This window comes from Acinetobacter sp. FDAARGOS_494 (genome assembly GCF_003812225.1).
Classification (GTDB): domain Bacteria; phylum Pseudomonadota; class Gammaproteobacteria; order Pseudomonadales; family Moraxellaceae; genus Acinetobacter; species Acinetobacter baumannii.
Genome location: NZ_CP033866.1, coordinates 2,615,258 through 2,637,218 on the forward strand (window position 1 = coordinate 2,615,258; position 21,961 = coordinate 2,637,218).

22 protein-coding genes are annotated in these 21,961 nt (G+C 40.1%); 14 read left to right on the top strand and 8 right to left on the bottom strand.

Annotated features, from left to right (window positions below; all coding sequences use genetic code 11):
- Nucleotides 1-3: 3 nt before the first annotated feature.
- From dut to EG365_RS12665, 8 genes are all read left to right on the top strand, one after another.
- Entirely contained in the window at nucleotides 4-456 is a 453-nt protein-coding gene (gene dut, locus EG365_RS12625) for a dUTP diphosphatase (RefSeq protein WP_000868152.1), read from the top strand.
- A 199-nt stretch (nucleotides 457-655) separates the two neighbouring features.
- Nucleotides 656-2,074: a phosphomannomutase/phosphoglucomutase gene (locus tag EG365_RS12630; RefSeq protein ID WP_001102845.1), complete on the top strand. Its 1,419-nt coding sequence runs from the start codon at nucleotides 656-658 to the stop codon at nucleotides 2,072-2,074.
- Between the two features lie 14 nt (nucleotides 2,075-2,088).
- Complete coding sequence (argB, locus tag EG365_RS12635; RefSeq protein WP_001135419.1) at nucleotides 2,089-2,997, top strand: acetylglutamate kinase; 909 nt, start codon at nucleotides 2,089-2,091, stop codon at nucleotides 2,995-2,997.
- Between the two features lie 120 nt (nucleotides 2,998-3,117).
- Nucleotides 3,118-3,900 carry a GNAT family N-acetyltransferase gene (locus tag EG365_RS12640; protein WP_000890283.1) on the top strand — a complete coding sequence of 261 codons (783 nt, stop codon included), beginning with the start codon at nucleotides 3,118-3,120 and terminating at the stop codon, nucleotides 3,898-3,900.
- Nucleotides 3,901-4,008: 108 nt separating this feature from the next.
- On the top strand, nucleotides 4,009-4,857 hold the full coding sequence (locus tag EG365_RS12645; protein WP_000336548.1) for a class II glutamine amidotransferase: 849 nt from the start codon (nucleotides 4,009-4,011) through the stop codon (nucleotides 4,855-4,857).
- 252 nt (nucleotides 4,858-5,109) lie between these two features.
- Nucleotides 5,110-5,565, top strand: coding sequence for a bacteriohemerythrin (locus tag EG365_RS12650; protein ID WP_000782976.1), 456 nt, complete (start codon nucleotides 5,110-5,112; stop codon nucleotides 5,563-5,565).
- A 152-nt stretch (nucleotides 5,566-5,717) separates the two neighbouring features.
- Nucleotides 5,718-6,785, top strand: coding sequence for a hypothetical protein (locus EG365_RS12660; protein ID WP_002019572.1), 1,068 nt, complete (start codon nucleotides 5,718-5,720; stop codon nucleotides 6,783-6,785).
- Nucleotides 6,785-7,108 (top strand): RnfH family protein, encoded by a 324-nt coding sequence (locus EG365_RS12665; RefSeq protein ID WP_000442587.1) that lies wholly within the window; start codon nucleotides 6,785-6,787, stop codon nucleotides 7,106-7,108. The genes EG365_RS12660 and EG365_RS12665 overlap by 1 nt, the downstream gene beginning before the upstream one ends.
- A 54-nt stretch (nucleotides 7,109-7,162) precedes the next feature.
- On the opposite strand, the gene EG365_RS12670 is transcribed toward EG365_RS12665, so the two are convergent.
- Nucleotides 7,163-7,561 carry an outer membrane protein assembly factor BamE gene (locus EG365_RS12670; RefSeq protein ID WP_001170994.1) on the bottom strand — a complete coding sequence of 133 codons (399 nt, stop codon included), beginning with the start codon at nucleotides 7,559-7,561 and terminating at the stop codon, nucleotides 7,163-7,165.
- Between the two features lie 111 nt (nucleotides 7,562-7,672).
- On the opposite strand from EG365_RS12670, the gene fur reads away from it, so the two are divergent.
- Nucleotides 7,673-8,110, top strand: coding sequence for a ferric iron uptake transcriptional regulator (gene fur, locus EG365_RS12675; RefSeq protein ID WP_001122847.1), 438 nt, complete (start codon nucleotides 7,673-7,675; stop codon nucleotides 8,108-8,110).
- A 69-nt stretch (nucleotides 8,111-8,179) separates the two neighbouring features.
- Here fur and EG365_RS12680 read toward each other — a convergent pair whose 3' ends face one another.
- Both EG365_RS12680 and EG365_RS12685 read right to left on the bottom strand, forming a co-directional pair.
- Nucleotides 8,180-9,298: a PilT/PilU family type 4a pilus ATPase gene (locus tag EG365_RS12680; RefSeq protein WP_000347039.1), complete on the bottom strand. Its 1,119-nt coding sequence runs from the start codon at nucleotides 9,296-9,298 to the stop codon at nucleotides 8,180-8,182.
- 27 nt (nucleotides 9,299-9,325) lie between these two features.
- Nucleotides 9,326-10,363: a type IV pilus twitching motility protein PilT gene (locus tag EG365_RS12685; protein WP_000355489.1), complete on the bottom strand. Its 1,038-nt coding sequence runs from the start codon at nucleotides 10,361-10,363 to the stop codon at nucleotides 9,326-9,328.
- Nucleotides 10,364-10,489: 126 nt separating this feature from the next.
- Between EG365_RS12685 and EG365_RS12690 the strand changes: the two genes are divergently transcribed.
- On the top strand, nucleotides 10,490-11,182 hold the full coding sequence (locus EG365_RS12690; protein WP_001108512.1) for a YggS family pyridoxal phosphate-dependent enzyme: 693 nt from the start codon (nucleotides 10,490-10,492) through the stop codon (nucleotides 11,180-11,182).
- A 201-nt stretch (nucleotides 11,183-11,383) separates the two neighbouring features.
- Here the strand turns inward: EG365_RS12690 and EG365_RS12695 are convergent, their stop codons facing one another.
- Together EG365_RS12695 and EG365_RS12700 are read right to left on the bottom strand one after the other, a co-directional pair.
- A complete protein-coding gene (locus tag EG365_RS12695; RefSeq protein WP_000698785.1) occupies nucleotides 11,384-14,980 on the bottom strand; it encodes an AAA family ATPase in 3,597 nt (1,198 codons plus the stop codon).
- A 9-nt stretch (nucleotides 14,981-14,989) separates the two neighbouring features.
- Complete coding sequence (locus EG365_RS12700) at nucleotides 14,990-16,258, bottom strand: exonuclease SbcCD subunit D (RefSeq protein ID WP_000116701.1); 1,269 nt, start codon at nucleotides 16,256-16,258, stop codon at nucleotides 14,990-14,992.
- 163 nt (nucleotides 16,259-16,421) lie between these two features.
- On the opposite strand from EG365_RS12700, the gene EG365_RS12705 reads away from it, so the two are divergent.
- Nucleotides 16,422-16,895, top strand: coding sequence for an OsmC family protein (locus EG365_RS12705; protein WP_000974358.1), 474 nt, complete (start codon nucleotides 16,422-16,424; stop codon nucleotides 16,893-16,895).
- A gap of 67 nt (nucleotides 16,896-16,962) precedes the next feature.
- Here EG365_RS12705 and EG365_RS12710 read toward each other — a convergent pair whose 3' ends face one another.
- A complete protein-coding gene (locus EG365_RS12710; RefSeq protein WP_001059438.1) occupies nucleotides 16,963-17,340 on the bottom strand; it encodes a VOC family protein in 378 nt (125 codons plus the stop codon).
- 379 nt (nucleotides 17,341-17,719) lie between these two features.
- On the opposite strand from EG365_RS12710, the gene EG365_RS12715 reads away from it, so the two are divergent.
- Both EG365_RS12715 and EG365_RS12720 read left to right on the top strand, forming a co-directional pair.
- Nucleotides 17,720-18,172, top strand: coding sequence for an ABZJ_00895 family protein (locus EG365_RS12715; RefSeq protein WP_000164153.1), 453 nt, complete (start codon nucleotides 17,720-17,722; stop codon nucleotides 18,170-18,172).
- 89 nt (nucleotides 18,173-18,261) lie between these two features.
- The gene (locus EG365_RS12720; RefSeq protein ID WP_001039356.1) at nucleotides 18,262-19,167 is read left to right on the top strand and encodes a TIGR01777 family oxidoreductase; all 906 of its coding nucleotides are present in this window, start codon (nucleotides 18,262-18,264) and stop codon (nucleotides 19,165-19,167) included.
- Here EG365_RS12720 and EG365_RS12725 read toward each other — a convergent pair.
- On the bottom strand, nucleotides 19,159-20,274 hold the full coding sequence (locus tag EG365_RS12725) for an NAD(P)/FAD-dependent oxidoreductase (RefSeq protein WP_000546701.1): 1,116 nt from the start codon (nucleotides 20,272-20,274) through the stop codon (nucleotides 19,159-19,161). The genes EG365_RS12720 and EG365_RS12725 overlap by 9 nt on opposite strands.
- A gap of 25 nt (nucleotides 20,275-20,299) precedes the next feature.
- Complete coding sequence (gene hemB / locus EG365_RS12730; RefSeq protein WP_000222569.1) at nucleotides 20,300-21,313, bottom strand: porphobilinogen synthase; 1,014 nt, start codon at nucleotides 21,311-21,313, stop codon at nucleotides 20,300-20,302.
- Between the two features lie 142 nt (nucleotides 21,314-21,455).
- On the opposite strand from hemB, the gene EG365_RS12735 reads away from it, so the two are divergent.
- Nucleotides 21,456-21,953, top strand: a complete 498-nt coding sequence (locus EG365_RS12735; protein ID WP_002019577.1) for a thioesterase family protein — start codon at nucleotides 21,456-21,458, stop codon at nucleotides 21,951-21,953.
- Nucleotides 21,954-21,961: the final 8 nt, after the last annotated feature.

A 21,961-nucleotide genomic window follows, 5' to 3' on the forward strand; every position in this document is an offset into this window, starting at 1 on the left:
CCCATGAAAGTTCAAGTTAAATTGCTCGATCCGCGTTTAGGTAAAGAGTGGCCTTTACCTTCATATGCAACAGCAGGGTCAGCAGGTTTAGATTTACGTGCCTGTTTAGATGAAGCAATTGAGATTGAACCAGGCCAAACTGTTTTGGTTAAAACAGGTATGGCAATTTATATTCATGATGTGAATTTTGCTGGTTTAATTCTACCGCGTTCAGGTTTAGGCCATAAACACGGTATCGTGCTTGGCAACTTAGTTGGTTTGATTGATTCGGATTATCAAGGTGAGTTGATGGTTTCAGTGTGGAACCGTGGTCAAACCACATTCCGTTTAGAACCAGGTGAGCGTTTAGCACAGTATGTTTTAGTTCCAGTAGTTCAGGCTGAATTTGAGCAAGTAGAGGAATTTGAAGAAACTTTACGTGGCGCAGGCGGCTTTGGTCACACTGGTAAACAATAATTAATTTATAAAAAATAATGAAAAGAAACGCTTGTTTTACAAGTGTTTCTTTTTACACCTTGAATGTTACAATGAATTATATTACAAAACGCTTTACTCATATTCTTTTAACTTTTTTTAGCAAATACCCATTTTTCAGATTTTGAATACTCTATGTTTTTGCGATAGATCAAATTGATCTTTAAATAGAAGATACGCTATGAATGTAAGACACTCATTTCCAAAAAATATTTTCCGTGCTTACGATATTAGAGGCAAACTTTCTTATTTAACTACGGACGTCGTCCGTTCAATTGCCTATGGATTGGCACAACAATATAAACAAGCAGAACAAACTCAACTGATTATTGGTTATGATGCGCGCCTAACGAGTCCGGCTTATGCGCATTTAATCGAAGAGATATTAGTAGAGCAGGGTTTAAATGTTACAAATATTGGTTGTTGCTCAACCCCGATGATGTACTACATTGCACGGGAGTTTGGTGGTAATGGCATAATGGTAACAGCTAGCCATAACCCTAAATCAGATAATGGTATTAAATGGATTTTAAGAGGTGAACCTCCATCTCCTGAAATGATCCAGCAAGTAGGTGAATTTGCGCAAACTTATGTACCTACTCATACAATTTCATTATTAGAATTATCAACTCCTCAATTTAATTCAGAATTTTGTAAAAAATACCAACAAGCAATCTTTAACGATATTCAACTCAAGCGCCCTTTAAAAGTTGTATTAGATGGCCTACATGGATCGGCAGGGCATTGCTCAAAACTCGTACTTGAAAAAATGGGTTGTGAAGTCATTGCTTTACGTACGACTCCAAATGGTGAGTTCCCTGATCATGCACCAGACCCTTCACATGCTGCGCATTTAAAAGAACTACGTAAAACGATTATTGAACAGGGGGCAGATATTGGTATTGCCCTTGATGGTGATGGCGACCGTGTCGTATTGCTTGATGAAAAAGCCAATATACTTACTGCTGACCGTTTATTGTCACTATTTGCACAAATGTGTCTGGAGCAGCAACCAGACAAAGAAATTGTATTTGATGTGAAATGCTCGCTCATGGTTCAAAGAACCGTAGAGCGACTTGGTGGTAAACCCAAAATGATTCGCACGGGAAGTAGCTTCCTGCGCGCGTATTTATCCCAATCAAATGGTAACGCTATTTTTGGGGGCGAATACGCGGGTCATTATGTATTTAATGATGGGCGTGGTTTTGGGTATGATGATGGTTTGTACGCTGCATTACGTGTAATGGAATATTTCACCGAGTCGAGTGCGGCAACAATTTCTGATTTATTTTCTAATTATCCTGAAAGATGCTGTACCGAAGATACTTATATTGGCACCCATCAGTCCGACCCTAAACATGTACTACAAGATATTGAAATTTTAAGCCATCGTTTGGGTGCTCGAATTAGTAAAATTGATGGCGTACGTCTTGATTTTGATGATGGTTTTGGCATTATTCGAGCATCAAATACAGGTGAGTATTTTACCGTAAGATTTGACGCTGATAATCCTTTACGTTTAAAGGAAATCCAGCAAAAATTTATTGATATGTTGCAAGAGCGTTATCCGCAAATTGCACAAGAACTTTCTGAGGCCTAATAAGGAGAGGCGCAATGCCACAAGATCAGCATCTCGGCGTCGACAAAGCAAAAATCTTGATTGAAGCTTTGCCATATATTCAACGTTTTTCTGGTAAGACGCTGGTGGTGAAATACGGTGGTAATGCGATGACTGATCCTGAATTGGAGAGTTCATTTGCCCGCGATATCGTTTTACTTAAAACTGTGGGTTTAAACCCGATCGTTGTGCATGGCGGTGGCCCACAAGTTGACTCTTTCTTAAAGCAATTAGGACGTGAGTCTGACCGTATTGATGGTATGCGTGTGACCGATGAAGCTACGATGGAAGTGGTTGAAATGGTCCTAGGCGGTAGCGTAAATAAATCTATTGTTAATTTGATTAATAAACACGGCGGCCGTGCAATTGGCTTGACTGGTCAAGATGGTAACTTATTACGTGCCCGTAAATTATTAATGGAAAAACAAGAAGAGGACGGTTCTATCAAACATATCGATTTAGGTATGGTTGGTGAGGTGACTGGGGTTAAAACTGACGTATTAGAGATGTTTACTCAAAGCGACTTTATTCCTGTTATTGCTCCATTAGGTGTTGATGAAAAAGGTAATACTTACAATATTAATGCTGACTTGGTGGCTGGGAAGGTCGCAGAAGCATTAGGCGCAGAAAAATTAATTCTGCTGACTAATATTAGTGGCGTATTAGATGAAAACAAAAACCTTTTAACCGGTTTAACGACACAAGAAGTTGACCGTTTAATCGAAACAGGCGTAATTTACGGTGGAATGATTCCTAAAGTAGGCTGTGCCCTTGACGCTGTAAAAGGTGGTGTTGTGAGCGCACATATTGTTGACGGTCGTGTACCGCACGCAACACTACTTGAAATCTTTACAGATCACGGGGTTGGTACGCTTATTTCTAACCGTACACAAACAACTCACTAAACCTTATTATTTTTTATTAAAAGATCACGCTAAGTGGTCTTTTTTTATGTCATTTAATTTTGGTCATTTTTTTGTCATGAGCTTTGACTAGTGTAGTGGGTGTCACTAGGAGCGTTCATTATGCTGGAAAAATTTAATCAATATCGCCAAACCTGGACTTTACCTTTAAATCGCCATAAGGCTAACAATCAAACACAATTCCGCTTTGAATGGGTTGATAATTTAAAAGAATTACAAGATGTACAACGGTTTCGTGCACAACAATTTAGTAAACAATTCGGCATTCAGTTTGAAGATAATTTAGATCAAGATATTTACGATTTTGGCTGTGAGCATGCTGTATTAAGAGAAAAATGGACAGGAGAGATAGTTGCTTATACACGACTTAAGCTCTTCCAAGGCCATGAAATAGGGCAAAGTTACAGTGCTAATGAGTTTGATATTGTCCCACACTTGTCACATTTGCCAAATGTATTAGAGATAGGGCGTACTTGTGTGCATCCACGTTTTCGTAATGGTAAGGCACTTTCAACATTATGGCTGAATCTTGCACCTAAAGTATTGTGGTCAATGCGCGCTAAATATTTGATGGGATGTGTCAGTATTCATCTGCAAGATAATTTGGCTAGAGCGTACTATACACACCGTCAAATTCAGCAATTACCGGACACTAAAACCATCGATATTCGTTCTAAAAAAATCTATGAACCTGAATATCCGGAGTTTAGTTTCCCTCAAGACGAGCGGATGCCGAAACTATTCCAAATGTATTTGAGTATGCAGTCTAAATTATCCAAAGATGCCTTCTTTGATGCTGAATTTAACTGTCTCGATTACTTTGTATTTTTAGAAGTGAATAAAATTGCCACTTCGTTTGTAATGAACAAAATGGCTCAGCGATAAAGTTATCTTATATTTTGTAATAGCGAGCGCATATTGGGATTTACAAGCCAATTTACTCTCATGCACAATAGTACGCATGGGGTAATGAAGTGAAAGTTTAAAAACAATATGTGCCAGCTATTAGGAATGAATTGTGCAACACCAACGGATATCACTTTTTCTTTCCGTGGTTTTTCACAACGCGCAGGAATTACCTCTGACCATAGTGATGGTTTTGGTATTGCCTTTTTTGAAGATAAGGCATGCCGTTTATTTGTAGATAACCAGTCTGCAGTTGAATCACCAATTGCTGATCTTATTCGTAATTATCCCATTAAATCACGTAATGTAATCGCACATATTCGTAAGGCGACTCAAGGCAAAATTACGCTTGAGAACTCACATCCTTTTATTCGGGAGTTATGGGGACGTCACTGGATTTTTGCCCATAATGGCGATTTACATGATTTTAATCCACCCTTAAGCGGACGTTTTACGCCGGTAGGAAATACCGATAGCGAAAGAGCATTTTGTTATTTATTAGATCAACTGGTAGAAGTATTTGGTTATGAAGAACCAACGCTTGAGCAGATATTTGAAGTATTAGAAAAGATTTCTCCTAAAATTGCAGAATATGGGACATTTAATTTCTGTTTATCGAATGGGCAAGCTTTATTTAGTTATGCGATTACTAAATTACATTGGTTAGTTCGAGAATATCCATTCAATAATGCACATTTAATTGATTTAGATGTTGAGGTTGATTTTAGTCAGGTAACCACTCCTGAAGATCGAGTTGCAGTAATTACCACTGAGCCTTTAACTCATAATGAAACATGGATTGCTTATCAACCTGGTGAAATGATTTTATTTCAACATGGTAAACCTATAAAAAAAGCGATTACTCAAGTTGAAAGATTAATACGTGAAGAGAAAAATCCTGAACTTAAGCGTATTACTCGTGCTGACCAATATTAATTTTTTATTGAAAGAAATGTAATTTCTTAAGAAATATATATTTTTGTTTATTTAATAATAAAGTATTTTGTTTAAAAAATACTTTATCTTTTTAGTTGGTTAATATTAATTAATTTTTTAAAAATCAAAATCTTAACTATTTATTCATTTTTATTTATTTAAAGCCGACAAAATAGCTTTGTTTTTATTTATACCCTTTAAAGATAAGATGCGGTTTATGCAACAGTCATTGAACATCATTGGGGGTGATGTATGAAAATGAAATGGGCTTCAGAATATAATACTGGTATTGACGTTATTGATGAGCAACATAAACGAATACTGGATTATATTAATGAGATTGATGATGTAAAAGATGATGAGGATAGACGTCGTATTAAAGATGTCTTAGACAATATTATTGATTATACACAATCACATTTTACCTTTGAAGAAAGTTTACAAGAGGAAGCGGATTATAAATATAGAGTGCCTCATAAACGTGTACATGACTTATTTATTAAAAAAATAGAGTTATATCGTGAACGTTTTGAAATGGGCCATACGATTGAAGCAGAATTACAAGAGATCTTGGCTAAATGGTTAATTAACCATATTCAACATGATGATGCCGATTATGTGGGGGCAGTAAAAGAAAATATGATGGGGATTATTAGAGAAAAAGAAAAGAAGAAAGGAAAGAACTGGTTCGCCCGTTTTTTCTCATAACCTTAACTAAAAAAACTCTAATATACAGTTAGCGCGGCAAACTATCGTTTCGGTGGTTTGCTTTTTTTATTGTGCAAACTTTGATTTTCATGCATGAGACGGGCAAAATATCTATAGACTTTTTCAAGGAATGCATAATGCAGGACATACCTATGTCACGATGGTTATCGCCTCTTATGGCGTTTTGCTTATCTTTTGTCATCATGGCCACTTTGGCACCCACCATGGGAATCCAGATTGATCGTCAAATCGATTTCTGGTTATTGTGGTTTGGCACTATGTTGTTATTGGCATTACCAGTTTGTTATTTGGAAATTGCTTTAGCAAAACGATCAAAAACAACCGCTTTAAATGCGTTATCGAGTTTAACTCGTGAAGCTGATAGTTCCCCTAAATGGCGTGTGGTTGGCTGGCTTGCTGTTGTTTTTATTCCTTTCTTAGCGGGTAACGTTCTAAGTACTGCGAGCAATATATTAGTTGCACAGTTTGCCCCAAGCATTTCGGGTCAAATTATTTTTGCAGGCCTTGCAGTTGCTGCCTTGGTATTATCTTTTATTCCACGCCAAATACTCATTTTATTAATGACCTTAGGAGTAATCGCTTCTATTGTGTTGGCAAATATGATGGGCTCGACTTTACAACCTTGGCATTGGACCAGTGTTGAGTTTAAGGAGTGGGGTAATGCAACTGTACTTGCACTTGTCGCGAGCGGGTTAGGTTTAGGGCTTTACTGGCAAAATAGTGTAGGTGCTGTTCAGGCGCAAGAAGGAGCAACAAAAACTGTTCTTCCAATTTGGTTAGCTCAGCTCATTGCTGTGGTTGCTTTTGGCTTTTTCTCGCTTCAGGCTCAATTACCCGTTTTAACGTGGATATTTACTGGTGTAATGACATCCGCGTTATTTGTGCAGTTGGCTAGAGAACAACTTGCTCAGCGTCAGCTTATGCCTGTTTTACAATGGGTGATTATTGTTGTAGCAATTGTAGTTTGGGCTGTGCCGGAAGTTCATAATTTATTCACGCTCATTCTTATGCTGTGGGGCTTACTTATTTGCTTAATCTATGCAATTTTTGCAGGTTGGATTATGAAAATTAGCCACTTGCGTAAATCGATGAATTTCAGCAATGAGCTTTTTTATAACTTATGGCGTATTGCTGTACGTATCGTATTGCCGCTTTCAATTATTGTGGCAATGATTGCTGTAATTGGACAAAGTATCTAATGGAACGCACACAACAAGTTTGGGTCGCTTTTGCGGTACCGGAACAACAGTTTTTAATTTCTGTTCCATTTGAAGAGGGAATGACTGCTGCACAGGCAGTTCAAGCAAGTGGTTTATCAAATCAAGTTGATTTGCCTGAACCACTTCAGCTCGGCATTTTTGGAGTAAAAGTAGAAACTGATGCGGTAGTACATGCGGGTGATCGAGTTGAGGTTTATCGACCATTAATGATTAATCCAAAAGATATTCGCCGGAAACGTGCTGCGAAAAACCCTGTAGGCAGATACATTAAAGGCAATCGCTTTAAGCAATCAGCTCAATAAGCAAAACCCCTCAAGTATTTCACTAGAGGGGTTTCTTTTTATTAGAAAAAACGATTATAGTGGTGGGGCAGTTAAAATTGCTTCTTTGGAAGCAGGTAAACCTGGTTGCGATTCTGGAATAGTCTCTAAACCTTCAATTTTAGTTACGGTTCCAGTTCCATCAAAGTAAATTTTTAAATGCTGACCATGTGCTGCGGGGATTTTCGCTTTTTTAGCATATGTTCCCGGGATATAGTTGTAGATATAGTCCCAACGTTGTGGATTGAGGGGATCAGTCACTGTTGGGCTACCAAGCAAAAAGCGCACTTGCTGGAAATTCATGCCGACCTGTACTTGAGAGGCTTGAGCTTTAGTCAATGGAGTCCCTTGAGGAATATCAACCTTATATACACCAAAGATTGAACAACCAGCTAGGAGTGAAGTGACGAATAACGTCAGCACGAGTTTTTGCATTTTGCTACACTATCCCAATAAATTATGATGCATTTGATCAAAGGATAGATCATACTTCATCTAAATTCTATTGCCTATTCCAACTTGAGATTTGTTGAGAGACCTTTTTTCATGCCTATTTCCAATCAAGATTTGCGCAAAGCTGGACTTAAAGTTACCCTTCCACGAATTAAGATTTTGGAATTATTAGAAAATTCAAAACAACATCATCTTAGCGCCGAAGATATTTACAAGACTTTGTTAGAGCAAGGGGAAGATGTCGGACTTGCAACAGTTTACCGTGTGTTAACACAATTTGAAGCTGCGGGTATTATTCAACGTCATCATTTTGAAAATAACCATTCTGTTTTCGAAATCATGCAAGAAGATCATCACGATCACTTAGTATGCCAAAACTGTAACAAAGTCATTGAATTTACTAATGATGTTATCGAGAAAGAACAGCATTCTGTAGCAGAACAACATGGGTTTACCTTAACGGGTCACTCATTAAATCTCTATGGTTACTGTAATGAACCTGAATGTCAGGAAGCATTGCGCAAGAAATAATCGTTTTCACATAAAGAAAACAAATAAAAAAGGAAGGTTACGTTTAACCTTCCTTTTTTTATGAAGAAATTACTGGCGGTCAAAAGTTAAATGCTGTTTCCCGTCTGATAATTGATCAGGACCTTCATCTGCAAGTTTAATGGTTAAACGTAAATCGTTCGGTGAGTCAGCATGTTTAAGTGCATCTTTGTAGGTAATTTGACCAGCTTTATATAAATCAAATAAAGCTTGGTCAAAGGTCTGCATACCAAGTTCACGTGAGCGTTTCATCAAATCTTTAATTTCATGAATTTCACCTTTACGGATGTAGTCTGAAATTAATGGTGAGTTAATTAAAATCTCAATTGCTGCACGGCGTGAATTACCATCTGGTGTTGGAATGAGCTGCTGCGCAATCATTGCCTTTAAGTTAAGTGACAAGTCCATGTAAAGCTGACTATGACGGTCACTTTCAAAAAAGTGAATAATACGGTCGAGCGCTTGGTTGGCGTTGTTAGCGTGCATGGTAGCTAATACAAGATGGCCTGTTTCAGCAAAGCCAATCGCGTAGTCCATGACTTCACGAGAACGGATCTCACCAATTAAGATCACATCCGGCGCTTGTCGTAGTGTATTTTTCAAGGCAATTTCAAATGAGTCGGTATCGATCCCGACTTCACGCTGAGTAATGATGCAACCTGCATGTTCGTGAATAAACTCAATCGGGTCTTCAATGGTAATGATATGGCCCTTAGAGTTATGGTTACGATGGCTGATCATTGAAGCCAGTGAAGTAGATTTACCTGTGCCTGTCGCGCCTACAAAAATAATAATGCCGCGTTTGGTCATCGATAAATCTTTAAGTACAGGCGGTAACTGCAAGTCATCAATTGAAGGAATCTTGGTTTCAATACGACGTAGTACCATGCCCGGCATGTCGCGCTGCTGAAAAGCACTGACACGAAAACGCGCCGTTTTTTCACGGTTCATAATGGCAAAGTTACATTCACGAGTTTCTGCAAATTCTCTGCGTTGTTTTTCACTCATGATGGAATGTAACAGTTGACCAATCACTTCCCCAGAAAGACTGTTTTTTGAAATTGGAACAATTTGCCCGTTAATCTTCATAGAGGGCGCAACGCCATCTGTAATAAAGAGATCGGAAGATTTTTTTTCAACCATCAGGTTGAGCAAGTCATTAAAATCCATAATTGTATTCTCGCTATTTTGTTATTTTTATAGGAAGGATTCAGGCTGTTTTGCCGCAGTACGTGCGGTTTGTGGGCTAATCACACCGCGAGCGACTAAGCCTTTTAAGCTTTGGTCGAGGGTGGTCATGCCATGATTTGCACCAGTTTGAATGGCTGAGTACATTTGTGCGACTTTGTTTTCACGAATTAAGTTACGAATAGCCGGAATACCAATCATGATCTCATGTGCTGCGACACGGCCACCACCATTCTTTTTAAGCAGGGTTTGTGAAATAACCGCTTGTAAAGATTCTGACAGCATGGCACGAACCATGTCTTTTTCTTCGGCAGGGAATACGTCAATCACACGGTCAATGGTTTTTGCTGCCGACGTGGTGTGTAGTGTACCAAACACCAAGTGACCTGTTTCGGCAGCGGTTAATGCCAAGCGAATAGTTTCAAGGTCACGCATCTCACCGACCAAAATAATATCAGGGTCTTCACGCAGTGCTGAGCGAAGTGCTTCATTAAAGCCGTGTGTGTCACGATGCACTTCACGCTGGTTAATGAGACATTTCTTAGACTGGTGTACAAATTCGATTGGATCTTCCACCGTTAAAATATGGTCATAGCGGTTTTCGTTAATATAATCGAGCATCGCTGCAAGCGTAGTTGATTTACCTGAACCTGTTGGTCCTGTCACCAGTACAATGCCACGAGGATAGTCGCAAATATCTTTAAAGATTTGTCCTAGACCTAGATCTTCCATGGTGAGGACTTTAGATGGAATGGTACGAAATACTGCACCGGCACCACGGTTTTGGTTAAATGCGTTAACACGGAAACGCGCAACATTAGGTACTTCAAAAGAAAAGTCAGTTTCGAGTTTTTCTTCATAGTCACGGCGCTGTTTATCATTCATGATGTCGTAAACAAGACGGTGGACATCTTTATGTTCTAGAGCTGGTAAGTTAATACGACGAACTTCACCGTCAACACGAATCATTGGTGGCATGCCAGCAGAAAGATGTAAATCGGACGCGCCATTTTTCACAGAGAAGGCGAGTAGCTCTGTAATATCCATAATTTCCCCAAGTAAATCAAAATATGTCATTATTTTGTAGAATAATATACGGCTTTCACCGAGGCTTACCAACACCTCACTTTAGGTGAAAAGCAAAAAAGTTTTTTGAAAATGAGAACCTTGTCAATGAATTACCTGCAAGATGCGCGACAGCACGTATTACAGCAAATCAGAACAGCTTGTGAACTTGCTCAGCGTGCGCCTGAAACCGTGCAACTTTTAGCCGTATCGAAAACTCATCCGAGTGAAAGATTGCGTGAAATGTATGCAGCAGGGCAAAGGGCATTCGGCGAAAATTATTTGCAAGAAGCTTTAGATAAAATTGATGCTTTACAGGATTTGGATATTGAATGGCATTTCATTGGTCATGTTCAGCGGAATAAAACTAAGCATTTGGCCGAGAAGTTTGATTGGGTTCATGGAGTAGATCGTTTAATTATTGCAGAACGCCTATCTAACCAACGTGGTGATGACCAAGCTGCACTTAATATTTGTTTGCAAGTCAATATTGATGGGCAAGAGAGTAAGGATGGTTGTGCACCGGAAGACGTTGCCGAGTTGGTTGCTCAAATGAGTCAACTACCGAAAATCAAGTTACGTGGTTTAATGGTGATTCCGGCTCCTGACAATACAGGTGCTTTTGCAGATGCCAAAAAATTATTTGATGCGGTAAAAGTCCAACATGCTCACCCAGAAGACTGGGATACATTGAGTATGGGAATGTCGAGTGATTTAGAAGCCGCAATTGCCGCTGGTTCAACAATGGTACGTGTAGGCACAGCTTTATTTGGGGCTAGAGACTATTCGCAAAAAGGCTGATGTAAGCGATTTCTTACAGAAATTGCGGCCTTTTGCGGCTATGGCAGACCATGCTTTTTTTGTACTATGAACTCATTAGGAAACAGGATGTTTCTAAGAATAACAATAAAAAGTCATGAATGGATGCAGACAGGTACGACAGGAGTCATACCAACGCAGAATCTAAAAAAGCCCCGACAGGATGTCGGGGCTTTTTAGTTTTTAACCCACTATTTCAATGGTACTTGCACCAGCGCCAAGTGGTTTCACTTGAATTTGTACAGGAATGCGTTCATGCATTTCTTGAATATGTGAGATGAGAATGACTTGACGTCCCTGATTTTGCAATTGGTCCAAAGCATTCATGACCATATGCAAAGATGAGGCATCTAATGTACCAAAACCTTCATCAATAAACAGTGATTCAATTTTCATTGAACCCGATGCCATATTGGCAATCGCTAAAGACAAGGCAAGGGCAGTTAAGAATGACTCACCCCCAGATAAAGAGGCAACTGAGCGGGTTTCTCCATCCATGTCGTGGTCAATAATGGCAAGACTTAATGACTGATCAAGACGTTTTAGCGTATAACGCTGAGAAAGCATCGCCAGTTGTTGGTTGGCATGTTCAACTAAAATATCTAGGTGATATTGCTGAGCATAGTCACGGAACTCTTTACCTTTGGCATCACCAATCAAGCCTGAAATTTTGCTCCAGCGATGTTCTTCTTGTTGAATATTTTGAATTTGCTCGGCGTATTTTTGCTGTTTTGCAAGGTTTTGCTGATGTAATTCAAGCTTCAGCTTTAGCCCGTCACGCACTTCAAGTTGTGCTTTGAGCTTTGCAATATTGTCTTGAATGAGGGTAACGAGCTTTTCGTATTCAATATTTGGCTGAGTTTGTAAGTGCTCGCTTAATTGCTCTTGCATCGTTTTAAGGGCAGAAGAGGCTTCACTTAATAAACGCTCAGCATGATTAAGACGGTTACGAATATCTTGCTCTTGAACTGAATTAATCTGTATGAGTGCTGTAAGATCAGATGCCTGAAAATCAGTATGGGCTTTTAACCAGTTTTGAATTTGCCCATCAAGCTGCTGTTGATGTTGTTCTGTGTGTTGATACTGATGTTTAAGTTGATCGAGCGCCTGTTTTTGCTGCTCAAAGTTTTGTCTGGTTTGTTCGAAACGTTGTTTAGCCTCATGATACGCCGTTTGTTGGTGCTGACGTTTAGCGTCGTGCTCAATTAACCATTCATGCGGCTTAATATCCGAACGGCCCGTCATTTGCTGAATGAGCGATACCGCTTTTTCATTATTTTGTTGGCCTTTAAGCGTAATCTCTTGGAGATTTTGATCGATCTCATCAATTTGCTTGGTCATTTGCTCAAGGCTAGCAGACAGCATTTTAAGTTCTTGCTGCTGTTGTTCAAAACGCTGTGAAAGCTGTTCTTGTTGTTCAAGTTGCTTAGCACGTGCATCAAGAATAGCCCAAGTCTGCTTAGCTGTTTGGCTACTTGCTTGCTGCCATGCGTGCTGTTCGGTTTCCGATAAACACTCGACAATATGTTGAACTTGTTGTTGCCATTGCTGTGCTGTATTAAGCAAACTTTCATTACGCTGAATAGTTTGAATAAGCTGATTGTGTTGTTTAATGGCTTGGGTTAAACGCACATTTTCTGAGTCAAATAAACTTATGGCAGTTTGTGTCGCTTGTCTCAGCTCATTAAGTGTTTGTAAGATTTGTTCAGGAGCTTGATTAAGCTCAATGTGTAATTGATTGAGGTTAAACGTTTGCTCAAGTTCTTGCTGTAAGTGCGTCTGTTTTACTTGCAGTTGAGCTAGGTATTTCTGAACTTGTTCAAGCTCGGCCCGGCACTGAGTAAGTGCATGTTGCTGGGTTTGCCATGCATTAAACTTAGTTTGCTCGAGTGCAATAGCTTGTTGCTCTTGCTGTTGCTGCAAATCGAACAAGGCCTTGGATATCGCACTGTCATCAATACGATAAGGGTGATGGGTGCTTCCACAGACCAAACACGCTTCACCTTCTTTAAGATTGGCACGTAACTGTTCAATATTTTCGGTGTGTAGTAAACGTTGCTGTTGCAGGATGTGCTGTAACTTTTCACGTTCAGTTTTTGCTGTTTGGTAGTCTTGTTCAGCTAACTGGCAAACGGTTTTAAGCTGCTCTTCTTGCGCGGAGGCTTGAGTATGTTTTTCGGTGAATTGCTGAAGCTCAGCATATAGCTCATGATAAATTTTTATTTTCTGTTGAATCAGATCTAACTGCGTGACTTGAGCAAGTTTCTGATCTTTATCTTTACGCTGTTGTTCAAGCTTTAACTCAATCTGTTCAACGGTGCCTAGTGAAACTGTGAGTTGTTCAAGTTCACTTTTAGCTTCCGATAGCTTTTGGCGAGCAAGGGTAGGGTTTCCAATCTGTTGTTCAATCGCTTCATAGTTTTGAATAAATTGCCCAAGCTGATGTAGATGTGCTGAAAGGCCCTTATCTAATGCAGCATATTGCTGAGTCTGGATCAGCTGCTGTTGTAGATGAATTTTGTTCTGCTCAAGCTGTGCAATATGCTGTTGTACAGCGTTTCGCTGCTGTTGTAGTGGGCTTAGGTTTTGCTCAAGTACCTGTCTTTTTTCTTTGCACTTTTTATATTCATCGGCAATAAAAGCGCGTTCTTGAATGGACTGTCGAACTTGATTTAAAGCATGTTGATGCTGTTGCTCAAAATCGAGTGTTTGTTTGAGCTGTTGTTCTGCAAGTTGATATTGTTTTTGTCCCGTTTCAAAAATTTGCACCAACTCATTAAACTTGGTTTGAGCTTGCTGAATTTGCGGCTCAAGTTGTTGTAGGGTCTGTAAATTTTGAGCTTGCTGAAAAACTTGTGGGCGTATTTCAGAGAAAATTTCGAGTCGTTTTAATTGCTCACGTTCACTAGCCAGTTGTTGATGGTGATTTTGCTGGGTTTGAAACTGTTGCTGTTTCGCTTGAACTTCTTGCTCAAGTTTTGCTTTGCGTTCAAACCATTGTTGCTGTTTGTCTAAGACATGTTTTTGCTGTTCTAACTGTTGATAGTTTTGTTCGGCTTGCTGGTATTGCTCGGTAAATGCAGCAATCTCTTCATCAGACAAAATTTCAATATGGCCTAAGAACTCTTCCAGCTGTTTACGCTGCTTTGCAATATCAGCTGTTTTACGAAAAGCCAGTTCACCGATTTTGGCGAAAATGCTGGAGTTGGTCAGGTACTCAAGTAATTCACCACGTTCACTGTCTCGAGCTTTTAAAAATGCAGTGACTTCTGACTGGGCAAGTAATACAGCACGAGTAAACTGCTCAAATGAAAGCTGGGTAATTTGTTTAACTTTTTCATCAACTGCTTTGGCTTTGTCGGCAAGCACGACACCAGCGGTCAAGCATTTTAAGTGGCGCTGCACACTTTGCAATTTACCATTTGGGTTTTCACGTGCACGTTTAATTTCCCAACGAGCCAAATAGCGCTTTTGATCTTGCGCAATAAAGCAAAGCTCAGCAAAACCATGTCCTGTACCACGGCGTAAAACAGTTAAAGGCGAATTGGTCAGTAACTCGGAACCATCAACATCTTTTAACTTACCATCACTGTCTTTAAGGCGAGGAACCCGATTAAACAAAGCCAGACACATGGCATCTAAAATGGTCGATTTACCTGCGCCAGTTTTCCCCACAATTGCAATGAGACCTGCATGGGCCAGAGGTGCGCTTTCAAAGTCAATAAAATGTTCATCAGCAAGCGATGCCAGATTTTTTATTCGAATGGATAAAATTTTCATGACATATCCTTAATGGCTTGCATCATTTTCAAGATGTTTTTGTGCTTCTTGTACCAGACTCAGAAAATCTTTTAAGACCGCATCATCGGCGCTGTAACCTTGTTTTTCCCAAATATTTTGAAAGAGTTTTTCTGGTGTTGGTGGCTCAAGAGCAATGTGCTGGGTAGTATTTGAATTAGTCGTGTCTTTGTTCACGTATTGACGTGAAATACGCACTAAACGATAGCGGTCAGGTGGCAGAGCTGCTTCAAACTGCTGACGTAAATTTGGCTGTGGCGGCGTTAAACTATAATATTCAATATCGACATATTCACGGTGGTCAATATTTTCAATCACACCGTGAGGCAAGGCTTTGAGTTGTTGCAGCACTTCGTTTAGCTCACCACGAATGCGGTGCAATTGTATGCAACGCGGAATTTCGACAGCTTCAAATTGCAAACGGCTGTCAGTGTCTTGAGAAGGGTCGATTTTGACCTCAACTACTTGGTGTTTATAGTTAATTTCGCTAAAAGAAAGCGGAATGGGTGAACCGCTATAACGAATGTGTGGCTGACCTACTTTTTGTGGTTTATGTAGATGTCCTAAAGCGACATAGTCGACAGCATCTTCAAATAAAGTCGTCGAAAGTGCCTCTTCATTACCAATAATAATTGGACGTTCAGAGTCAGATGTTTCTCCACCTTGCATATGTGCATGCGACATCAAAATAAGCGCTTGGTCCGGTGTCTTGCGACGTTTGGCTTCGGCAATGAGTTGCTGGTGCAAATAGGCAATCGCATTTTTGCTATTGGTGGTATGTTCGTTAAAGCCAGTAATTTCAGCCGAACGTAAAAAAGGCAGGGCAAGGCACCACGCCACAATATCTTGATTTTGATTATAAATAGGTAAAAGCAGTCGATCGAGGTCTAGGGTTTTATCTTCATTCCAGCGAACCACACCTACGGTTTTTGCATTGTATTTTTCTAAAAGCGGTTCAACCTGTTCAATACGGTAGCCTGAGTCATGGTTACCCGCAATCATGAGTGTTTGCATGTGCGGTGCAATACGATGGGCATCTGCTAAAAATTGGTAGAGTTGTTTTTGTGCTTGTGAACCCGGGTTAATGACATCAAAAATATCGCCAGCAATAAGCAGGGCATGTGGTTGTTTTTCTTGAATTTGAGTGAGCAACCAGCTTAAAAATTGTTGGTGTTCGTAGTGTCGTGAGTGATTATAAAAAAACTGCCCCAAATGCCAGTCAGAAGTATGTAGAAAATGTACGGACATAGAAACAGACATCAAGCCAAGATAAACACAGATACGTTAGCATAAATTGGCAGGAGATTTTATCAAGACATTTTAAAGTGTTCGTTATTTAAGCCAGCAATGAAATCTGAATTATTTTGTCTCCTTAAGCTCTGCTTTGTTACTATCAGGTCAAACCATGAACTTTGAGAACAAAATGGCTATTCATAAATACGAAGTAAAAATACAGTGGGAAGGCAATACGGGTACAGGCACTTCATCTTATCGTTCATATAAACGAGACTTTAGTATTCAGCATCCTCAAAAGACCACTATTCAAGGTTCATCAGACCCTACCTATTTAGGCGATGTGACCAGATGGAACCCAGAAGATTTATTGGTCGCGTCAGCTTCAGCTTGTCATAAGCTTTGGTATTTGCACCTATGTGCAGTCAACCATATTCACGTTGTGAGTTATATCGATCATGCACTGGGATTTATGGAAGATACAGATCCGGTCAAACGTGGTCATTTTACCCAAATTATTTTAAGGCCCGAGGTTGTTTTAGAAAAAGGTGCTGACCAAGAGCTTGCAGCAAAACTGCATGAAGAAGCACATCATGAATGTATGATTGCCAATTCGGTAAATTTTCCAATTACATGTGAAGCCAGCTTTAGCTTTGCTGAATAATTCATATGAAATAGCCACCGATAAAAGCGGTGGCTATAAATTAAAATAAATAGGCTAAATAAAATCTTTAAGTTGCATTTTCATCGACTTGAAAAATACCAAAAACGTTGTGGTCTAAATCGACAAAGTAACCATGCCAAGCGCGGCCCGGAATAGCGAATTTATCCATTGCCACAATGCCACCTTGCGCTAAAATTTTTGCAGCCACTTCATCGAAGTTTTCCACCTGAACCGAACAGGTAAATGCATTGGTGCCATATTCCATTGGCGGTGTTTGAGCAGGGCGTTTTAATAGTCCACCCATAATCGAAGGTGTTTCTATGCGGTAATATTCAATAGGTAAGCTTTCATCGAGTTTAAATTGCCAACCAAACACAGCTTGATAAAACTGCGCATCGCGGGCAGGGTTTGAAGACTGGATTTCAAAATAGGCAATATTGTTCATATTATTTAAATCATATTTTTATGGTGTAAAAAGTATACGCATAGCCTTTATAGCCACGAAAGCACTATTGTGTATGGTGAGCGTAAAATAAATGAAAGTACTAGAAAATAAAAACCGACGATTCGAGTGATGAGAGAATCGTCGGTCAAAAACTTCATCAAGGGTTTCGGCTGCTAACAAAACCTAATCCGAAGGAAGAAAGAGTCGTAATGAAAGGTCACCGAAACAATTTTGCGGATGCCGTGCAAAGGAAGTATTCGGTTGCTGCGACCTTGTTACCCTATATAACGTCAAGAGATCAGGATTGGTTGACAGAAAAATGAAAAAAAATCGAAAAAAATTTATAATTATTTTTTAAACCCATAAATTAGGCAAAAATATGACCAAATTACGTTCTTACTTTCTCTGGTTTTTTGCTTTATGCATCGTGCTTACTTTAATTGTCGGTGTGATTGCAGCACTATTACCAGCGAGTGTAGGCGGTATTTTAACAGCCGTTCCATATTTAGGCGCAATGATTTTTGTCTTATTTAGATTTTTAAAGAAAGAACGCCGTGCACCGACAGTACCAGAAAAAAAGAAATTTACTTTAGGTTTTACCCTCATATTTTGGGGCTATAACTTGTGTGGTGTTTTATTTGGTCTGTTTTTATTTTCAAGAAAAGACCCTGAGATTTTGCAAAACTTTATGCTTTACCTCAAACAGCCTCAGTTCTTAAGCATTATGGTGATTATGCTTTTAATGTTAGCTATTCCGCTTTATTTAATTACCTACTGGTTTTATGGAAAACAGGCACAGCGTATGGCAAACAAAATGTTTAATGTGTCATAACTCACCACAAAAACTGATACGATTAGATCGTTATTAAATTTTATAACTATATTAATTAAAAAACTGCTGTCCTCGGTTTTGGAGGAAATATGAATAAGAATGTATTAATCACAGGTGCCAGTGGCTTTATTGGAACGCATTTAATTAGGTTCCTGCTACAAAAAAATTATAACGTGATTGCTGTGACACGGCAGGCTGGAAAGAAATCTGACCATCCTGCCTTGCAGTGGGTACAAAAGTTCGAAGATATTTCGATCCGTCAAATTGATTATGTGGTGAATTTGGCCGGTGCAAATATTGGTGAGAAACGCTGGACCGAGTCACGTAAAAAACAACTCATTAAAAGCCGTGTAAATACGACCCGAAAATTGTATGTATGGCTCAAGCAATCTCAAATTTTTCCGGAAGTAATTGTGTCTGGTTCTGCAATTGGTTATTACGGAATAGATGCTCAAGAAAAATGGGCAGAGGTGTGCACTGAACAAAGTTCGCCACAGCCTATTTTTATGTCTCAGCTTTGCCAAGAGTGGGAACTCGCAGCGTTAGCAGATCCTCAGCAAAATACTAAAATTATTCGTTTAGGCGTTGTGTTTGGGCAGGGTGGCGGCATCTTGCCTAAAATGTTGCTTCCTATTCGACTCAATTTAGTCGGTCAAATTGGTCATGGCCGTCAACCTGTGGTTTGGGTACATATTGAAGACGTATTAAACGCAATTGAGTTTATATTTCAGCATCCTCAATCAGCTCAAATTCATAATGTGGTGGCGCCAGAAAATGTGACCCAAAAGGTATTTGTTGAACAAGCTGCCAAAGTTTTGAATAAGAAACCAATGTTGTCGGCGCCTAGTACAGTTTTTCGCTGTTTGTTAGGAGAGCAGTCGCAATTGATCTTAAATGGGCAATACGTCAAACCCGCAGCCTTACAAGCAGAAGGATTTGAGTTTGCTTATCCTCAATTAAAAATGGCTTTAGAAAATATACTCGCCTCAGGCTAAGATTTTATTTTGCAAGCGCTCTGGTGAATATGCTTTGGCATCAACTAAGGCTGGTTGACCTAGCATAAGCTGACGAAGCAATTGCGCAGAACCTGCGCCCATACACAAACCATTTCTAAAGTGACCAAAGTTTGCCCACAGGTTATCCATTTCAGGCATTTTGCCAATGTACGGAACGCCATTTGGTGAACTTGGTCTGAGTCCTGCCCAGCGATGTACAATCGGGAAATCGGCCAGTTCAGGTACCATTTCTAAACACGCTTCTAAAATATTGTGCTGCGTAGTTTCATCGGTAGAGGTGTCAAAACCACGATGTGCCATGCTAGAACCGCACACGATATGACCGTCCATACGTGGAATCAAATACATGACTCGATTCATACACATGGTCGGTAGCCAGTGAGCAGGGGTTTTAAATAACAGCATCTGACCTTGCACAGGTTCGACTGGAATGTCGAGTTGTAATTGTGAGTTCCAATAATGACTCCAAGCGCCTGAAGTTATTACAAAATGGTCTGCTGTATGTTTGCGACCATCTTCGGTTTGGAGTGCTTGTATGGCATCACCTTGTTGAATCAGTTTTTTAACAGGAGTGTTTTCAAAAAACTCAACATTTGGATGTTGTTTTAAATAGCTAATCAGGGACTGTAATACACGTGGATTGCGAATATTAGACAGTTCAGGGAAGTAAATGGCTTCTTGAAATTGTTCGGAAATATGCGGATTAACTTGTTCTAAGGCATCTCTTTGTAAATATTCACAGCGCTGCATCGGTTCTTGATGCTGCTCGGCGTAGGAAAGCCCGACGTCAAAATCTTCTTCATCAAAAATCAGCATGCCTGTGTCATGAATTTCAAAATCAATTCCTGTAACAGGGTAGAGCTTTTGGTTCCATGCTTGATAAGAGGCTTTGCCAAATTGGGCAAGTTGGTTCACTGCATGCACATAGCGCCACGGGTACATCGGAGAGAGAATGCCTCCACCAGCCCAAGAGGCTGCTTGTCCCGCTTGTTGTTGATCAAAAATGCTGATGGTACAGCCTTGTTCAACCAACTCCAGCGCAGACATTAATCCACTTATGCCCGCGCCAATGATTGCAATATGCATGCAGTGTTATCCTTTCTCTGCGAACTTAGTTCATTTCCTTGAGTTTTTCAGCAGCGGTTTCTGCAAAGTAAGTCCAGATTCCGTCTGCACCAGCGCGGCGGCAGCACATGAGCGATTCTAAAATCACTGAGTCTGATAACCAGCCATTTTGAATTGCGCCAGCTAACATTGCGTATTCGCCACTCACTTGGTAAATGAATGTCGGAATACCAAAGGTATCTTTCACTTCACGTACCACATCCAGATATGGCATGCCCGGTTTTACAATCACCATGTCGGCGCCTTCTTGAATATCAAGCGCGATTTCATGTAATGCTTCGGCACGGTTGGCAAAATCCATCTGGTAGTTATATTTATTACCACCTTTGAGGTTGGATGCAGAGCCAACAGCATCGCGGAACGGACCATAGAAGCTAGACGCATATTTCGCAGAGTAGGCCATGATGTTGGTATAGATGTGACCATTGGCTTCTAAAGCCTGACGAATTGCGCCAATACGGCCATCCATCATGTCACTTGGTGCAATCACTTCGGCACCAGCTTCAGCGTGACTTAATGCTTGTTTAATCAAGCATTCTACAGTCTCGTCATTGAGCACATAGCCAGTTTCATCAATAATGCCGTCTTGACCATGAGTCGTGTATGGGTCGAGGGCACCATCGGTGATTAACACCATTTCTGGCAATTCTTTTTTAAGCAAACGGCAGGTGGTTTGAACTAAACCATCTTCACGCCATGCAGCTTCTGCGGTAAGGCTTTTATCTTCTTGAGGTGTTACAGGGAAAAGAGCCAGTTTGGATACACCTAATTCCAGAAGTCTTTCAGCTTTTTTCAGTAATAAATCTGCCGACAAACGCTGAATGTTTGGCATACTTGGAATATCTTGGGTTTGATTTTGTCCCGGTAATACAAATACTGGATAAATCAAGTGATTGGTAGTGAGCTGTGTTTCGCTGACCATCGCACGCAACTGGTCATTTTTACGGATACGGCGCATGCGAGTAGCTGGAAATGCAGGACGATTGAACGTATAAGTCATAACAATCTCGATGTTCGGTATTACACTAGGATAGGTTGGCGGATATTCCATTACTGTCAACCGACTGCTGTATTGTAGCCCCATAATGCTGGATTTGTACAAAATTATGGGTGTTTATCATGCTTTTAAATTTAGGCAACGTATGAGTGATGAAAAGAAAAATTGGACGGGGAACATACAATTAGGCGCAAAAACCGACCTAAATGTGGTTCTCAACCAATTGTGTAAGGCGTTTAATAGCTGTCCATTTTTTAAGCATAGTGGAATGATTATGCGTGTGGTAGATGGGCACATTGAAGGCTATGTTGAAATGCAACCTGACCTCATTGGCAATTTGGCTTTTCAGGTTTTGCATGGTGGTGTGGCTGCAACTTTGCTCGATAGCATTGGTGGAATTGTGGCAATGGAACATCTCTATCGCCGTTCAACCCCCGAAACCCTGCCTGAAACCATTAAACAGGTTACACGCTTGGCAACTGTCGATATGCGTGTAGATTATTTGGCACCGGGGCGTGGTAAATATTTTATTGCACGTGCCGAAGTCCTACGTTTAGGCCGTAAGGGCTGTACCATGCGCATGACCATGGTCAATGATGAAGATAAAGCCATTGCTGCCGGTATTGCCTCATATGCCTATTAATCTAGGCA

Coding starts and splice junctions, on each gene's coding strand:
- dut (WP_000868152.1), top strand. CDS start 4: ATGAAAGTTCAAGTTAAATTGCTCGATCCGCGTTTAGGTAAAGAGTGG.
- EG365_RS12630 (WP_001102845.1), top strand. CDS start 656: ATGAATGTAAGACACTCATTTCCAAAAAATATTTTCCGTGCTTACGAT.
- argB (WP_001135419.1), top strand. CDS start 2,089: ATGCCACAAGATCAGCATCTCGGCGTCGACAAAGCAAAAATCTTGATT.
- EG365_RS12640 (WP_000890283.1), top strand. CDS start 3,118: ATGCTGGAAAAATTTAATCAATATCGCCAAACCTGGACTTTACCTTTA.
- EG365_RS12645 (WP_000336548.1), top strand. CDS start 4,009: ATGTGCCAGCTATTAGGAATGAATTGTGCAACACCAACGGATATCACT.
- EG365_RS12650 (WP_000782976.1), top strand. CDS start 5,110: ATGAAAATGAAATGGGCTTCAGAATATAATACTGGTATTGACGTTATT.
- EG365_RS12660 (WP_002019572.1), top strand. CDS start 5,718: ATGTCACGATGGTTATCGCCTCTTATGGCGTTTTGCTTATCTTTTGTC.
- EG365_RS12665 (WP_000442587.1), top strand. CDS start 6,785: ATGGAACGCACACAACAAGTTTGGGTCGCTTTTGCGGTACCGGAACAA.
- EG365_RS12670 (WP_001170994.1), bottom strand. CDS start 7,561: ATGCAAAAACTCGTGCTGACGTTATTCGTCACTTCACTCCTAGCTGGT.
- fur (WP_001122847.1), top strand. CDS start 7,673: ATGCCTATTTCCAATCAAGATTTGCGCAAAGCTGGACTTAAAGTTACC.
- EG365_RS12680 (WP_000347039.1), bottom strand. CDS start 9,298: ATGGATTTTAATGACTTGCTCAACCTGATGGTTGAAAAAAAATCTTCC.
- EG365_RS12685 (WP_000355489.1), bottom strand. CDS start 10,363: ATGGATATTACAGAGCTACTCGCCTTCTCTGTGAAAAATGGCGCGTCC.
- EG365_RS12690 (WP_001108512.1), top strand. CDS start 10,490: ATGAATTACCTGCAAGATGCGCGACAGCACGTATTACAGCAAATCAGA.
- EG365_RS12695 (WP_000698785.1), bottom strand. CDS start 14,980: ATGAAAATTTTATCCATTCGAATAAAAAATCTGGCATCGCTTGCTGAT.
- EG365_RS12700 (WP_000116701.1), bottom strand. CDS start 16,258: ATGTCTGTTTCTATGTCCGTACATTTTCTACATACTTCTGACTGGCAT.
- EG365_RS12705 (WP_000974358.1), top strand. CDS start 16,422: ATGGCTATTCATAAATACGAAGTAAAAATACAGTGGGAAGGCAATACG.
- EG365_RS12710 (WP_001059438.1), bottom strand. CDS start 17,340: ATGAACAATATTGCCTATTTTGAAATCCAGTCTTCAAACCCTGCCCGC.
- EG365_RS12715 (WP_000164153.1), top strand. CDS start 17,720: ATGACCAAATTACGTTCTTACTTTCTCTGGTTTTTTGCTTTATGCATC.
- EG365_RS12720 (WP_001039356.1), top strand. CDS start 18,262: ATGAATAAGAATGTATTAATCACAGGTGCCAGTGGCTTTATTGGAACG.
- EG365_RS12725 (WP_000546701.1), bottom strand. CDS start 20,274: ATGCATATTGCAATCATTGGCGCGGGCATAAGTGGATTAATGTCTGCG.
- hemB (WP_000222569.1), bottom strand. CDS start 21,313: ATGACTTATACGTTCAATCGTCCTGCATTTCCAGCTACTCGCATGCGC.
- EG365_RS12735 (WP_002019577.1), top strand. CDS start 21,456: ATGAGTGATGAAAAGAAAAATTGGACGGGGAACATACAATTAGGCGCA.